Raw genomic sequence first — 13,875 nt, 5'->3', positions numbered from 1 at the left:
CAGCGGAGCACATCCGGCTGGGTACATCCAGCTGAGCACTTGCCGCCGGGGGTCCCTCGATTCCCGACCGCCGCGCGGTACGGTCGCCCCACTGGACGCGGATCGATCCGGAGGAGCCGTTTTCGGTGGTCATGGCGATGTATCCAGGCTCGTTCGATCCTGTGCACAACGGGCATCTTGACGTGATTGCGGCGGCGTCGCGGCTGTTCGACTCAGTCGTTGTGGCGGCCATGCGGAATCCGTCCAAGGCCACACCACTGTTCTCTGACGACGAGCGTGTCGAAATGATCACCGAGTCAACCGGCTACCTCGGCAACGTCGCGGTGGTGCAGTTCGGAGAACTGGTTGTGGACCTCGCTCAACGCCTCGGTGCCGATGTCATCGTGAAGGGGCTTCGCAGCCAGAGTGACTTCGAGTCTGAACTTCGCATGGCGCACATGAATCACTCAGTCACCGGCGTCGAGACCGTCTTCGTCCCGCCCCGCACTGAGCATCTCTTCATCGCTTCCAACTACATCCGGGAGATCACCAAGTTCGGCGGCGACTGCTCGCATCTGGTCCCGCCCCCGGTGGCCGATCGACTCCGGCAGCGCATAGCGCAGGAGGCAGCCACATGAGCATGTCCGAAGGTGGCGTCGAGGCGCCGCCACAACCGTATGCGCACCCGGGAGTGCCACAACCGCGAACCCCGTTCGGGGCGGAAGCTGCGCCTACCGAGGAAACTCCGACGCCGTCGCAGTCTCGCAATCCGGGAAGGCTGGCGCCCCGCCGCCCCTCGGTCACGGCTGAGCAGTTCATCCGTGAGGCCATGGAGATCATCGACGCCGCACGGCCGATGCCGCTGTCCACCTCGGTCATGATCAACCGCGACGAGGTAATGACGTTGCTCGAGTCTGCGCTGGCAGCCGTGCCCGACGAGACCCGGCAGGCCCGCTGGCTGCTTCGCGAGCGCGACGAGGTGCTTGCCCAGGCGCGTGTCGACGCCAACCTGGTCATCGATGAAGCACGCAGCCGCGTGGCTCAGATGGTCCAGCGCACCGAGGTCGTGCGCACCGCGGAGCGCCGTGCACGCCAGTTGCTGGACGACGCGCAGATCCAGACCCGTCGCCGCCGCCATGAAGTCGACGAGTACTGCGAGCGGCAGCTCGCGCAATTTGCGGGCGCAGTCGACCAGATCCAGATCGCTGTGCAGGCGGCGCGGCGCAAGCTGGGCAAGCGTGTCGCGACGCCGTTGGCGCCCGCATCGCCGATTGCTCCACCTGTACCGAACGGAGGAGCTGCCGCCGGCACCAGAGCCCCGCGGACGTCCGGCAGCGGTCCCGACACACACCCGGTGGTGTTCGACCAGGATCAGAAGTGAGCCGCAGGGACCCCGAGCGGTCCCTGTCGGTGCCCCTGCGACTGGTCGGCGACGGGCAGCTCGAGTGGTCTGCGACGGTGACAGCCTCGGATCTGGTCGAGCGTGACTCACCAGACGCCCTGCGCATCGCCGATGTGGAAGTGCCGCTCGACAGCGACGTAGCGGTGAGATTGTCGCTGGAGCTCATCAGCGGTGAACTCAGCGTCGCAGGCCAGCTCACCGCGACCTGGAAGGGTCCGTGCGCCCGTTGCTGGCTACCGCTCGACGGCGAGGTACGCACGACAGTCCGCGAAGTGTTCACCGCTGAACCCCGCGAAGGGGAGCAATACCGACTCGATCCCGAACACGCCGATCTCGTCCCAATGGTGCGGGAGGCGGTCCTGCTGGAGCTGCCCATCGAGGCGATCCCGTGCCCGCACGCCGATCCATGCCCGAATCTCCCGTCGGAATTCGCACAATTTCACGACGATTCGGTTCACGACGATACGGCGCTCGACGACTCGGCCGAACTCGCAGATCCGCGCTGGGCGGCACTGGAAGCGCTGCGGGGCCACCCAGACGAGTCCTCCTGAGGATGCTCACCGGGTCGGCTCGGAGAGCCCTGATGGCTAGGCTGCTTCGATCGCGACCCGCCGATGGCACCGCAGGGCGGTGCATCACCGTGGGCCGCAATTCCTTCGTCGGCACCAGTGCCGCCCCAGGCTGCGGCAAAGCCCCACAGCCGCCAGTGCTCGAGGAGTCCAGCTGTGGCAGTCCCCAAGAAGAAGACATCCAAGAGCAAGACGAGATCGCGTCGCGCAGCAGCGTGGCGGCTCTCGGAACCACCACGGAGCCTGTGTCCTCGGTGCAGCGCCGCGAAGCTGCCCCACCGGGTCTGCGGTCAATGCGGCTGGTACGGCGGCCGTCAAGCCCTCGACATCGCCTGAACATAGATCGGCGCCGGGGCTGATGACACTGCCGGTCGCTGTCGACGCCATGGGCGGCGATCATGCGCCCGGCGCGGTCGTCGAGGGAGCGCTGGACGCAGTACGGGAGGGCCTCGACGTCGTCCTCGTGGGGCGTCGCGACGCCATCGTTGCGGCCGGCGGCGACTCGCTCGACATCATCGAGGCCTCCGAGGTCATCGAGATGTCCGAGGAGCCGAGCCGCGCCGTGCGGACAAAGAAGGACTCTTCGATCGCCCGCGCTGTCAATGCCGTACGCGACGGCGAAGCCTCGGCGGTGGTGAGCGCCGGAAACACTGGCGCAGTCGCAGCGGCGGCTCTCTTGCGGCTGAGGCGTCTGCCTGGAGTTGCCCGGCCCGCCATCGCGACCGCGTTTCCCGTGCCCGGCGGCGGCACGGAGCGCGTCTTGCTCGATTCAGGCGCCATGGCCGACTGCAATGCCCGATGGCTGCACCAGTTCGCCCGCCTCGGCTCGGCCTATAGCCGCATCCGTTTCGGTGTGGCAGTACCGAGTGTCGGGCTGCTCTCGATCGGCGAGGAGCCCGAGAAGGGCAACCTGCTCGTGAAGGAGACCCACAAGCTGCTCGCGGCCGACAGCGAGATCGATTTCTTCGGCAACATCGAGGGGCGCGACGTACTCGATGGCCCCGTCGATGTTGTGGTCACTGATGGCTTTACCGGAAATGTGGTGCTGAAGTCCCTCGAGGGCACGGCATCGTTCTTTGTCCGGCTGATTCTTGAACGACTCTCCCAAAGCGGGCCGGCGGGTGCCGAAGCGCTCCGCCTGCTTGCGCCGCTCGCCGACGAAATGAGCCCCGACAGCGTCGGGGGCGCGATGCTGCTCGGCGTGCGGGGAGTCTGCGTGATCGCGCACGGCTCGTCGAGCCCCAGAGCGGTGACGAACGCCATCAGGGTCGCTCACCGCATGGTCGAGGCGGACTTGTTGGGCGAGCTCGCAGCCGTCAGCCTCCCATCTCCTTCGGTTGACCACCGGTAGGCTGGCCCGCGCATCCGCAGAACGGATAGCCCGGATAGCCAGGACCTGTCCGTTGTCCCAGAACGACGCCGCAGTGGCGTCGGAACGCCCCCGGGGCAGGAGTCGCCATGCCCGCTGAAACTCATGTGCGCCAGAATCCGCCCGAGCGTGAAGAGGTCTTCGATCTCATTCGCAATCAGCTCGCCGACATTCTGGAGTTGGAACCTTCTCAGGTGGCCGAGTCCGCTTCCTTCGTGGACGACCTCGGTGCAGACTCGCTGGCGCTGATCGAGCTGGTCGAAGCGTTGGAAGAAGAGCTCTCGGATCGCACGGTTGGATTCCGCATCGAAGACGAGGACCTCGAAGACCTCAAGACTGTGCGCGATGCGATCGACTATGTGATGGAGCGCGTCGACTGACGTGGAGATTGCTGTCGCCGAACGTGCCTCCCACGACAGCTTCGCGGAGCGTGTCGGGCATGACTTCACTGACGCCAGCCTTCTGACCGAGGCTCTCTCGCACCGAAGCTGGTGCCACGAGCACAACGGCGCGGCGGACCCTGACCATCAAGCTACGTCCAATGAGCGCTTGGAATTCCTGGGCGACGCCGTGCTAGGGCTCTGCGTCTGCGACGTTGCCATGACCAACTCGCCCGAACTCGGCCCGGGCGAGCTGAGCGCTGTGAGGTCGGCTGTTGTGAGCGCCGAGGCTTTGGCGGACGCAGCTCGTGACTGCGGCCTGGGGTCTGCGCTGCTGCTCGGCCGCGGTGAGGTGGCGACCGGGGGAGCCGACAAGGCGTCGATCCTGGCTGACGCACTCGAAGCGGTGCTGGGTGCGGTGTATCTCGACGGTGGACTCGACGCAGCTCGCGGCGCCGTGCAACGTCTTCTGGGCCCACGTATTGCGGAGGCAGCTGCCGAACCCGGCGCTGGCGAGGCCAAGACCCGATTCCAGGAACTCGTGGCTCGGTGCTATGGAACCGAACCCACCTACGAAGTGTCGCGTTCCGGTCCCTCGCACAGTCCGCGCTTCGTAGCCGAAGCGCGGATCGACACAGACGTTTGGGGCCGGGGAGAGGGTCTGACGAAACGAGCCGCGGAGCGTCGCGCAGCGCAAGCTGCGTGCCTGCGGTTGATCGCAGACCGCAGTGACCGACCGACAATTGCGGAGGAGCCCGCCCATGGCTGAATTGCCAGAGATCGAGATCGCTCGGCGCGATCTTGACAAGGAGATCGCGGGCCGCCGGATCAAGATGGTCGATGTCCCCGGCACCAAGAAATCGCTGCCTGCGATGCGTTCGAAGCAGCAGTTTGCCGATCTCCTCGTCGGCAAGAAGATCCTGTCTGTGTCACGAGACGGCACGCTGCTGCTGTTCGACCTCGGCCCAGACGAGGTCATGGTGGTGCACCTCGGTGCCACTGGCTCATTGCGTCGGGCCACTTCGAGAACGCCGCAGATCCCCGGTACCAAGGTGGTGCTCGGCTTCACCACCGGCGGTCAGTTGCGCGTAGTTGACTCGGGTGCCGTTGTGACGTTGCGCGTGATCGCGAAAGCCCGTTACCACAAGGTGTACCCGTCCCAGGCCGATTTGGGATTCGACCCGGTGGAGATGCCGATGCCGTGGACCGACTTCGCTCTCATGCTGCGGGGTCGTTCTGACACCATTCGGGACCTGCTGCTGGACCCGACGTTCGTCGTGGGGCTCGGGCCGATGTACTCCGATGAGGTACTGCACGCGGCTCGCCTGGGGCATGCGCGCGCTTCGAGGGAGCTGAACACCCAGGAGGTCCGGCGGCTCTACCGCGCCATCGTCGAGACGGTTCACAACTCGATCAAGTACCGGGGCTCCTCGGTCGGCGGCCATCTCGACATCTTCGGCAAGGCAGGGGGCTTCGATTCCTACTTCGAGGTGTATGGACGGGCAGGCGAGCGATGCCGCAACGGCCGGGGCGATGTCCTCACGGCTGTTATCCGGGGCATGACGCACCACTACTGCGACTATCAGGTGTAGACGTCAACTTCCGCACATCGAGTTCCTGTGTTCCTCCGCTCCCTGACACTGTCCGGTTTCAAATCGTTCGCCGAGACCTCCACGCTCACGTTCGAACCGGGCGTCACCGTGGTGGTGGGTCCGAACGGCAGCGGCAAGTCGAACGTTGTTGATGCCATCGCCTGGGTGCTCGGCGCTCAAGGGCCGCGCACGTTGCGAGGCCAGCGGATGGACGACGTCGTCTTCGCCGGCACCGATCGCCGTGTGGCGCTTGGTCGAGCGCAGGTCACTTTGGTCATCGACAACGAATCGCAGACATTGCCGACCTCCACAGCAGAGGTGGCCATCACCCGAACGCTCTTCCGCTCCGGCGACTCGGAGTACGCACTCAACGGGACGCCTTGCCGGCTTCTCGACCTGCAGGAACTGCTGAACGATGCTGGCGTCGGGCGCCAGCAGCACATCATCGTGGCCCAAGATCAGATCACCCAGGTGCTCGCAGCTCGGCCTGAAGAGCGGCGCGCGCTCATCGAGGAGGCCGCGGGTGTTCTCAAGTTCCGTCGCCGCAAGGAGCGGGCAGAGCGGCGGCTGGACGGCACCGAGGCGAACGTGACGCGCCTCGTCGACCTGCAGCGCGAACTCCGCCGCCAGCTGCGGCCGCTCGAACGGCAGGCAGAGGCCGCTCGCCAGCACCGAGAGCTCAGCGCGGCACTGTCTGACCTTCAGCTGTACAACGCTGGACGCGAGCTGGCGGCGCATCAGCAGGCGCAGAGTGCCTCTGATGCTCGACGGGCCGAATTCGCGGCGCAGCAGGAAGCCGCCGCTGCGTCGATCAGCGACATCGACGGTGCGATCGGCAACGCGCAGTCGCAGCTCGCACAACTGACTTCAGAACCAGCGGACCGGCTCTCGCGTGTGGCATCGCTGTCTGAACGGGCACGGGGCCTCATCGGTCAGACCTACGAGCGGATGCGCTCGGTCGAGCGAGAACGAAATGTGTTGCTCGATTCCGACGTGGTCGCAACGCTGACTGACGAGCACGCTCGCCTCTCCGCGGAGTTGGCAGACCTTGACGCGGCCGCCGAGGCGCCGTCGCAGGGCGGCAATGCGAGTGTCTCGACAGGCGAGCTAGCCGGCCAGACATCCGACACCCCCGAAGCGGCCGCTGAAGAAGCCGATCTGGCAGTCGCCGAGGCCGAGACAGGCGTGGCAGCAGCCGCCGAGGCGCTGGGGACCGCAGACGAACGACAGCGCGAGGTGGCGGAGGAGCTGCAGCGCTGGATCGGGCGATCCGAGGCCTTGACCTCCGCAGTGGAAACGGCGCAGGCCCAGTCCGGCATCGCAGCGCTGAATGACGTTGCGGGCCTATTGGGCGTGCTCGCCGACCTCGTGACCATCGACGAAGGCTGGGAAGCTGCCGCCGAAGCTGCAGCGGACGGCGCATTGGGCGCTGTGATTGTGAGAGATGACACCGCAGCGGCTGATGCACTCTCCGCGCTTGCCGAGGCCGGTGTGAGCGGGTCGGTGGTCTCGCTCATCGGCGTGCCTGCCCACGGCCTCTCGTCGCATCGTGACGGCGAACTGCGGTTGGGGGCGGGAATGGAGCTCGTTCGGCCGCACGTTCATGTGAGACCTGACGCTCCCGAGTGGAGCCGTCCCGGCTTGGAAACGCTGCTCGATGAGGTGATGGGTTCAGCAGTGCGTGTTCGGGGCGGCTGGGCCAGCGCATTCGAACGCGCAACGCTCGATCGTGACGCCGTGTTCGTCACGGCCGGCGGCGACCGATTCGGGCCAGGTCGTTGGCGGATCGGCAGTGCGGGACCGGCAGCGGCCGCCGCGGCGCTCGACGAGACGCGCGAGCACATCAACGAACTGAAGCGCCAGCACCAGCTGGCCGCCGAGGCGTGGACCTCAGCACACCAGGCGCACCGAGCGGCACTCGATGAGCTCCGAGGCGCCCAGCGCTCGGCCGACGTGCTGCAACGGCAGGTCGCAGCTGCTACAGCCCGGCGGGCCGCGCAGTCCCAGGCGCGTGAGGCTCGGGCCGAGTCCCAGCTGCAGCGCCGATCGGGCCTTGAGCAACGACTCCGGGCGATCACGGAGCGGCTGGCTGGCCATGAGAACTCTCACGCGGCTGCTGGGGCCCGGCTGGCGCGCGCTGAGGCCATCGTGACGGCGTTGGATCAGCTTGCGCTGCTGCTGTCGGAGCGGCGCCAGCGACTCGACGCTGAGTTCAAGCGCTTGCGAGCACGCCACGACGCGCGCACGGAGTTGGTGCGTCAGCTGTCGGACCGCCTCGACGCGCTCCGGCACGAGCGCGACGCCGCGTCTGCACGCCAGGAGCAACTTCGCACGGAGTTGGCAGCCCTTGACGTGTCCGATGCCGAGCGGCGAACCAAGCGAGACGCCCTGGTTTCGGTGCTGCGCGCGAATTTTGCTGCGGAGCCGGCAGCGGCGCTCGCAGCACCACCCCCGCCGCTGCCGCAAGGCGTCAGTGCTCGGGCCCACGAGCGGGCATTGCGCGCAGACCTCAATCGCCTCGGGCCGGTGAACCCCCTGGCGTTGTCCGAGTATGAGGCCGCCTCCGAGCGTTTCGAGTTCGTGGCCGCTCAGCTCGCTGACGTGCGCAGCAGCCGGCGCGAGCTGCACAAGGTGATTCGTGCCATCGACGCCGAGATCGTGGCGACGTTTGCGACCGCATTCGAAGATGTCGCTCGGAACTTCGCCGAGTTGTTCGGCACCCTGTTCCCCGGTGGAGTCGGCAAGCTCTCGCTGACCGAGCCCGAAGAACTCCTCACGTGCGGTGTGGAGCTTGACGTTCGGCCTGCCGGCAAGCGCATTGGTCGCTTGTCGCTGCTGTCGGGCGGCGAACGCTCGCTGGTCGCCCTGGCGTACCTCTTTGCGGTGTTCCGCAGCCGTCCGTCGCCTTTCTACGTCCTCGACGAGGTCGAAGCAGCCCTCGATGACGTCAACCTTCAGCGTTTCCTGGATCTCGTGGCGGACTTCCGGCGTGAGTCGCAGCTCATCATCGTGAGTCATCAACGTCGCACGATGGAGTCGGCGGACGTCCTGTACGGCGTGTCGATGCCGCCGGGAGGCTCCAGCGTGGTCGTGTCGGAGCGGCCCGAGCGCGCAGCGGCGCTCATCGCCGCGGACGCGACGTCTGAGCTCGCAGAGCCCGCAACGACGCCTCGGTAGCCTGCCCGCCAGTGAGCACCATGGCAGTTCTCATCGTCGTCCTTGTCGTTGCGATGGTGCTTCTCGCCTCCTTGCCGTTCGTGCTTCGTGCGATCCAGCGCCGCTCGAGTCCTGCGTCGATCCAGACCCCTGAACAGGCACCTCGGCCATCGGCCCGAGCCGCAGACTCACCGATCACCGGGGCGACATCGTCTGATGAGTCGGTTGCGACAGCAGACGCTGAGCCTGAGGGCCCCAAGGCCACCTTTGCCTCGGGACTGGCCTCCTCCCGCCGCTCACTGCGTGATCGGCTCACCTCGATCCAGGGACGTCAACCTGACGGCGCGACGTGGGAGGTCCTGGAAGAGGCGCTTCTCGGTGCCGATGTGGGAGTGGCAACGACGATGGCGACGCTGGAGCGCCTGCGCAGCACCGCTGCCGATCTGGGCATCGTCGACTCGGAGCAGCTGGTCAGCGCGCTCGGGGATCAGATGCGCGCATGCCTGGATGCGGATCGTGCGCTGGCCGTGTCGGCCCCAGGGCGCGAAGGCGCGACGCCGGTCTGGCTGTTCGTGGGAGTCAACGGCGTGGGCAAGACCACCACGATCGGCAAAGTAGGCGCCAGGTTCTCCGAGGAAGGCCGGAGCGTCGTGATGGCCGCCGGCGACACGTTCCGCGCCGCAGCGACCTCCCAGCTGCAGACATGGGCTGATCGGTGCGGGGCTGAGCTGATCTCCGGCAGCTCAGGCGCAGACCCCAGCTCCGTCGTGCACGATGCCATCACCGCCGCGGCAGCCCGCGATGCGGACGTGGTCCTCGCCGACACCGCCGGCCGGCTGCAGAACCGCAAGAACCTCATGGACGAGCTGGCCAAGGTGCGCCGAGTCGCAGATCGGGAGCCCGGCGCAGTCGCCGAGACATTGCTGGTGATCGATGCCACCACCGGACAGAACGGCTTGAGCCAAGCACGAGCCTTTGCCGAGGCCACCGACGTCACCGGCGTCGTGCTCACCAAGCTGGACGGTTCGGCGAAGGGCGGGATCGTCTTCGCCATCGAAGCCGAGCTGGGACTGCCGGTAAAGCTGGTGGGCCTCGGTGAGGGCGCGCACGATCTCATCGACTTCGACCCCGACAGCTACGTCGATGCACTGCTCCCCGCCAGCCCGCAATCAGCCTCCCCGCAATCAGCCTTCTGGGAGGAGGACTGAGCGATGTTTGACACGCTGACTGACCGACTGTCCGGCACCCTTCGGGCGCTGCACAGTCGCGGGCGGATGCGCCCCGCCGACGTCGACGAGGCGTTGGCCGAGATCCGGTTGGCGCTGCTCGAAGCCGACGTGAACGTTCGGGTGGTGCGCCGCTTCGTCGAACGGGTCCGCGAGCGCAGCGTCGGCGGCGAGGTGACGGCCAGCCTCACGCCCGGCCAGCAGGTCACCAAGATCGTCAACGACGAGCTCATCGATATCTTGGGCGGCAGCCCGCTCAACGTCCAGTTCGCTTCGAAGCCCCCGACAGTCGTGCTGCTGGCTGGGCTCCAGGGCTCTGGCAAGACGACCGCGGCTGCCAAGTTGGCTCAGTGGTGCAAGTCCCAGGGCCGAAACCCGCTGCTGGTCGGAGCCGACCTGCAGCGTCCGGCAGCTGTCGAGCAACTGCGGACGCTCGCCCGCAGCATCGATGTGGAGGTGTGGAGCGAACCGGGTGACCCTGTCGCCTGCGCGGCCGGGGGCCTGGCGCATGCCCGGCAGTCCGGCCGCGATGTGCTCATCGTGGACACGGCGGGTCGGCTGGCAATCGACGTCGAGCTGATGACCGAGGTGGCCCGCATCTCCGACGCTGTCGAACCCCACTACACGTTCCTCGTGGTCGACTCGATGGTGGGTCAGGACGCTGTTGCGACCGCCGAGGCTTTCCACGCCACGCTCGAAGTCGACGGGGTCATCCTGACCAAGCTCGACGGCGATGCTCGCGGCGGAGCGGCGCTGTCGGTCGCCGAGGTCGTCGGCCGTCCGGTGGCATTCGCCTCGGTCGGCGAGAAGATCGACGACTTCGAGCAGTTCCATCCCGATCGGATGGCGAGCCGGATTCTCGGCATGGGCGACGTGCTCACGCTCATCGAGAAGGCCGAGCAGGTCTACGAAGAAGAAGAGGCGACTGCGGCAGCGCAACGTCTCGCCGAAGGCACATTCACCCTCGACGATTTCGTGGATCAGCTCAGGCAGCTCCGCAAGATGGGCAACTTGCAGAGCATCGTGCAGATGATGCCAGGCATCTCCGACCAGGTCCGCAATGCCGAGATCGACGACGATCGGATCGACACCGCCGAGGCCATTGTGCTGTCGATGACGCCAGCCGAGCGAGTGTCGCCGGAGATCATCGACGCTTCTCGCCGGGCTCGCATCGCTGCAGGCAGCGGCACGTCGTCGGCACAGGTCTCCAACCTGCTCAAGCAGTTCACCCAGATGCGCAAGATGATGGGCGGCATGATGGGGATGGGCTCGAAGCGACGTCCAGCGAGCCGCAAGGCCGCCCGCAAGCGAGGGCGTGGTCCGACCCGATCTGGCGGCAGCTCCCGCACCGGGGGCGGAGGACGGGTGTCGCCGAAGGGTTCGCCGTCGCCCGGCAAGCGCGACACGAAGCCCGCACTCGAGGACATCGACTGGGATGCGCTGGACCTGAAGCTGCCCGGCCGCTGAGCGCCGACGGTCGCTGCGTCCTTTGCGGGTTCGACGATCAAGGGGTTGCGAGGCGATGCCCCGTTAGGCTCAGCCGTCGGCGCGGCAGCCCATCGGTGCACCAAACCCCATGTGCCAAGCCCCATGTGCCGGTTCACCCGCCCCCCAACGAGCCCCCTTTCGAAATCACCTAACCGGGAGCAACATGGCCGTACGTCTGCGCCTCAAGCGCACCGGCAAGAAGAAGCAGCCCAGCTATCGCGTCGTCGCTGTCGACAGTCGCAAGCCTCGTGACGGACGTGTGCTGGAGGTCATCGGCACGTACGACCCGCGACAGGAGCCCTCTGCGATCTCGATCGTCAATGAGCGCGCTGTCCACTGGCTCAACCACGGGGCCCAGCCGAGCGAGACGGTCTCCAAGCTGCTGACGATTTCCGGCGCGTGGGACGAATTCCGCTCTCCGGGCTCACCCCAGCCCGCCGACGTGGCCACAGAATCGGCCCCTGAAGCTCCCGCGCCGCCGCCGCCGGAGCCCGACCTGGTGCTCGACAGTCCAGAGCCCAGTGCAGAAGTCCCCCCACAAGATGGGGCGACAGAAGACTCGGGCGAACCTGCGGAGTCTGAGCCGAAGACACCCGAACCTGGGGAGGCCCAGTGACCGAGGCCCACACCACCGCAGACACCGAGACCACCACCGCCGAAGAGGTCTTGCTGTACCTCATTGCCCAGCTCGTCGAGCACCCCGACCAGGTCGAGGTCGAGATTGCCGAGTCGGGATCGAAATTGAGTCTGACGGCAACCGTGAGCTCAGAGGACATCGGTCGGGTCATCGGCAAGCGAGGACGCGTCGCGAACGCCATCCGCACGCTGGTGCGCGCCGCAGCCCACCGCGATGGCGTCCAGGTCGAAGTCGACTTCCGGGACTGATTCCCGCCGTCCGGAGGCTGAGCCGCAGGGCGAAGCCGTGGCCCGAGCGGCCCGTGAGCGCAGCGAACAAGAGCGGGAGACGACAGGTACGGAAGCAGGCAGGCTCGTCAGTCCGCGCATCCGCCCGGCAGACCTGCTGGAGATCGCAACTATCGGACGCGCACACGGATTACGCGGAGAGGTTGCCGTGCACCCGGTCACCAACCGATTCGAGCGTTTCGACGTCGGTTCGACGCTCGTGACCGCCGCTGGCGAGCGAGTGGTATCGGGCGCCCGCCGTGACGGCAACCGTTGGCTGGTGAGCTTCGACGGCATCGATGACCGTGATGGCGCGGCGGCGCTGACAGGCACGACGTTGTTCGCCGAGCCACTGGATGATCCTGACGAGCTGTGGGTGCATGAGCTGTGCGGCAGCTCAGTCATCGATCAGCACGGATACGACGCCGGCGTGGTCACGAGCGTGGTGGCGAATCCGGCAGCAGACCTGCTCGAGCTCGACACGGGCCACCTCGTGCCGCTGACGTTCATCGTGCGTTGCGAACCCGGCACGGTCCACGTGGAGGTGCCCGATGGGCTCTTCGAGCTCGACCGGCACTGAGTCCGCTTCGGCACCCAGTCCCGAGATTGGGCTGCGCATCGACATCTTCTCGATCTTCGCTGCCGAGCTCGATGCAATGTGCCAGCTGAGCGTGCTGGGTCGGGCCCGCAGCCAAGGACTGCTGGATATCCGCTGCAGGGACCTGCGAATGGCGACCACTGACGCCCACCGCACGGTTGACGATGCGCCATTCGGAGGGGGCCCGGGCATGATCCTGATGCCCGAACCGGTCTTCGCTGCCGTCGAGACGGTCTCGCCCCCGCGGCCGTTGCTGCTGCTTGATGCCGGTGGCCGGCGATTCGATCAATCCTTGGCCTCCGAATTGGCGGCATCGGGCGGATTCAGCTTGCTGTGCGGCCGCTACGAGGGAGTTGACGAGCGCATCCGCACCGACCTCGTGGACGGCTCGATCTCCGTCGGCGATGTCGTGCTGGCCGGCGGCGAATTCGCAGCCATGGTCGTCGTCGAGGCCGTTGGGAGGTTGGTGCCCGGCGTGCTCGGCAATGCGGCTTCCAGCGCGGACGAGAGTTTTGCCGCGGGTCTGCTGGAGTATCCCCATTGGACCCGTCCTGCGTCATTCCGCGGGCTCGAGGCTCCCGAAGTGCTGCGCAGCGGCGACCACGCCCGGGTTCGTCGCTGGCGCCAAGCCATGGCGCTCGTCCGAACCGCACGCGAGCGCCCCGACCTGCTGGCGGTGCGGGGCGTGAGCGACCTCGACCGGGAGCTCCTCGCTGAGTTCGACCTGGAGCTTGGAGAATCCGGCTGAGCTCATTGCGGCTGTCACGGCACATCGCTGCGGCAATTCGCCGACGGACCACTACCCTCCAGTGGTCGTCGTCACGCCTTTCACGGGAGTCGGATCGCTATGGGAAGCACCGATCTGGTCGACCAGGCTCGTCTCCGCGACGATCATCCTGACTTTGGCCCCGGTGACACGGTGCGCGTCCACGTGCGCGTCGTCGAGGGCAACCGGCAGCGAACCCAGGTGTTCGAGGGCTATGTGATCGCCCGCCATTCGTCGGGCATCAGCGAGACGTTCACGGTACGCAAGCTCAGCTTCGGCGTGGGGGTCGAGCGGACATTTCCGCTGCACGCTCCCACCATTGCCAAGATCGAGCGCGTGGCCGTGGGCGATGTGCGCAGGGCGAAGCTCTACTACTTGCGCGATCGCGTTGGCAAGGCAGCCCGGATTCCCGAGAAGCGCTTCTAGCGGGCCAGCTTCGGTCGCGCT

The 13,875-nt window shown here is 66.9% G+C and carries 16 protein-coding genes; all 16 read left to right on the top strand.

Features of this window, described 5'->3' with window-relative positions; all coding sequences use genetic code 11:
* Positions 1–131 precede the first annotated feature (131 nt).
* The 16 genes from coaD to rplS all read left to right on the top strand — a co-directional run bounded on the left by coaD (position 132) and on the right by rplS (position 13,854).
* Positions 132–617, top strand: a complete 486-nt coding sequence (coaD, locus tag ACOQPH_RS10240; protein WP_420621295.1) for a pantetheine-phosphate adenylyltransferase — start codon at positions 132–134, stop codon at positions 615–617.
* Positions 614–1,360, top strand: coding sequence for a hypothetical protein (locus ACOQPH_RS10235; RefSeq protein ID WP_420621294.1), 747 nt, complete (start codon positions 614–616; stop codon positions 1,358–1,360). The genes coaD and ACOQPH_RS10235 overlap by 4 nt, the downstream gene beginning before the upstream one ends.
* The gene (locus ACOQPH_RS10230) at positions 1,357–1,932 is read left to right on the top strand and encodes a YceD family protein (RefSeq protein WP_420621293.1); all 576 of its coding nucleotides are present in this window, start codon (positions 1,357–1,359) and stop codon (positions 1,930–1,932) included. The genes ACOQPH_RS10235 and ACOQPH_RS10230 overlap by 4 nt, the downstream gene beginning before the upstream one ends.
* A 63-nt stretch (positions 1,933–1,995) precedes the next feature.
* On the top strand, positions 1,996–2,286 hold the full coding sequence (gene rpmF / locus ACOQPH_RS10225; RefSeq protein WP_420621292.1) for a 50S ribosomal protein L32: 291 nt from the start codon (positions 1,996–1,998) through the stop codon (positions 2,284–2,286).
* A gap of 22 nt (positions 2,287–2,308) precedes the next feature.
* Positions 2,309–3,301, top strand: coding sequence for a phosphate acyltransferase PlsX (gene plsX / locus ACOQPH_RS10220; protein ID WP_420621291.1), 993 nt, complete (start codon positions 2,309–2,311; stop codon positions 3,299–3,301).
* Positions 3,302–3,408: 107 nt separating this feature from the next.
* Positions 3,409–3,699 (top strand): phosphopantetheine-binding protein, encoded by a 291-nt coding sequence (locus ACOQPH_RS10215; protein WP_420621290.1) that lies wholly within the window; start codon positions 3,409–3,411, stop codon positions 3,697–3,699.
* A gap of 1 nt (position 3,700) precedes the next feature.
* On the top strand, positions 3,701–4,468 hold the full coding sequence (gene rnc / locus ACOQPH_RS10210) for a ribonuclease III (protein WP_420621289.1): 768 nt from the start codon (positions 3,701–3,703) through the stop codon (positions 4,466–4,468).
* Positions 4,461–5,291, top strand: a complete 831-nt coding sequence (locus ACOQPH_RS10205) for an Fpg/Nei family DNA glycosylase (protein ID WP_420621288.1) — start codon at positions 4,461–4,463, stop codon at positions 5,289–5,291. Before rnc ends, ACOQPH_RS10205 begins: the two co-directional genes overlap by 8 nt.
* Positions 5,292–5,318: 27 nt before the next feature.
* Positions 5,319–8,468: a chromosome segregation SMC family protein gene (locus ACOQPH_RS10200; protein WP_420621287.1), complete on the top strand. Its 3,150-nt coding sequence runs from the start codon at positions 5,319–5,321 to the stop codon at positions 8,466–8,468.
* A 20-nt stretch (positions 8,469–8,488) separates the two neighbouring features.
* Positions 8,489–9,655: a signal recognition particle-docking protein FtsY gene (ftsY, locus tag ACOQPH_RS10195; RefSeq protein WP_420624342.1), complete on the top strand. Its 1,167-nt coding sequence runs from the start codon at positions 8,489–8,491 to the stop codon at positions 9,653–9,655.
* Between the two features lie 3 nt (positions 9,656–9,658).
* Entirely contained in the window at positions 9,659–11,140 is a 1,482-nt protein-coding gene (gene ffh / locus ACOQPH_RS10190) for a signal recognition particle protein (protein ID WP_420621286.1), read from the top strand.
* Between the two features lie 184 nt (positions 11,141–11,324).
* On the top strand, positions 11,325–11,777 hold the full coding sequence (gene rpsP / locus ACOQPH_RS10185; RefSeq protein WP_420621285.1) for a 30S ribosomal protein S16: 453 nt from the start codon (positions 11,325–11,327) through the stop codon (positions 11,775–11,777).
* Positions 11,774–12,046 (top strand): KH domain-containing protein, encoded by a 273-nt coding sequence (locus ACOQPH_RS10180; protein WP_419553840.1) that lies wholly within the window; start codon positions 11,774–11,776, stop codon positions 12,044–12,046. Before rpsP ends, ACOQPH_RS10180 begins: the two co-directional genes overlap by 4 nt.
* A 37-nt stretch (positions 12,047–12,083) precedes the next feature.
* Positions 12,084–12,644, top strand: coding sequence for a ribosome maturation factor RimM (gene rimM / locus ACOQPH_RS10175; RefSeq protein WP_420621284.1), 561 nt, complete (start codon positions 12,084–12,086; stop codon positions 12,642–12,644).
* A 31-nt stretch (positions 12,645–12,675) separates the two neighbouring features.
* Complete coding sequence (trmD, locus tag ACOQPH_RS10170) at positions 12,676–13,410, top strand: tRNA (guanosine(37)-N1)-methyltransferase TrmD (RefSeq protein ID WP_420624341.1); 735 nt, start codon at positions 12,676–12,678, stop codon at positions 13,408–13,410.
* Between the two features lie 99 nt (positions 13,411–13,509).
* Positions 13,510–13,854 (top strand): 50S ribosomal protein L19, encoded by a 345-nt coding sequence (gene rplS, locus ACOQPH_RS10165; RefSeq protein ID WP_419553838.1) that lies wholly within the window; start codon positions 13,510–13,512, stop codon positions 13,852–13,854.
* Positions 13,855–13,875 lie beyond the last annotated feature (21 nt).

Origin of the sequence: Candidatus Poriferisodalis sp., from assembly GCF_965221945.1 — a bacterium.
Taxonomy (GTDB): Bacteria; Actinomycetota; Acidimicrobiia; order Acidimicrobiales; family Poriferisodalaceae; genus Poriferisodalis.
This window is presented reverse-complemented; position numbering and strand designations above follow the sequence as displayed.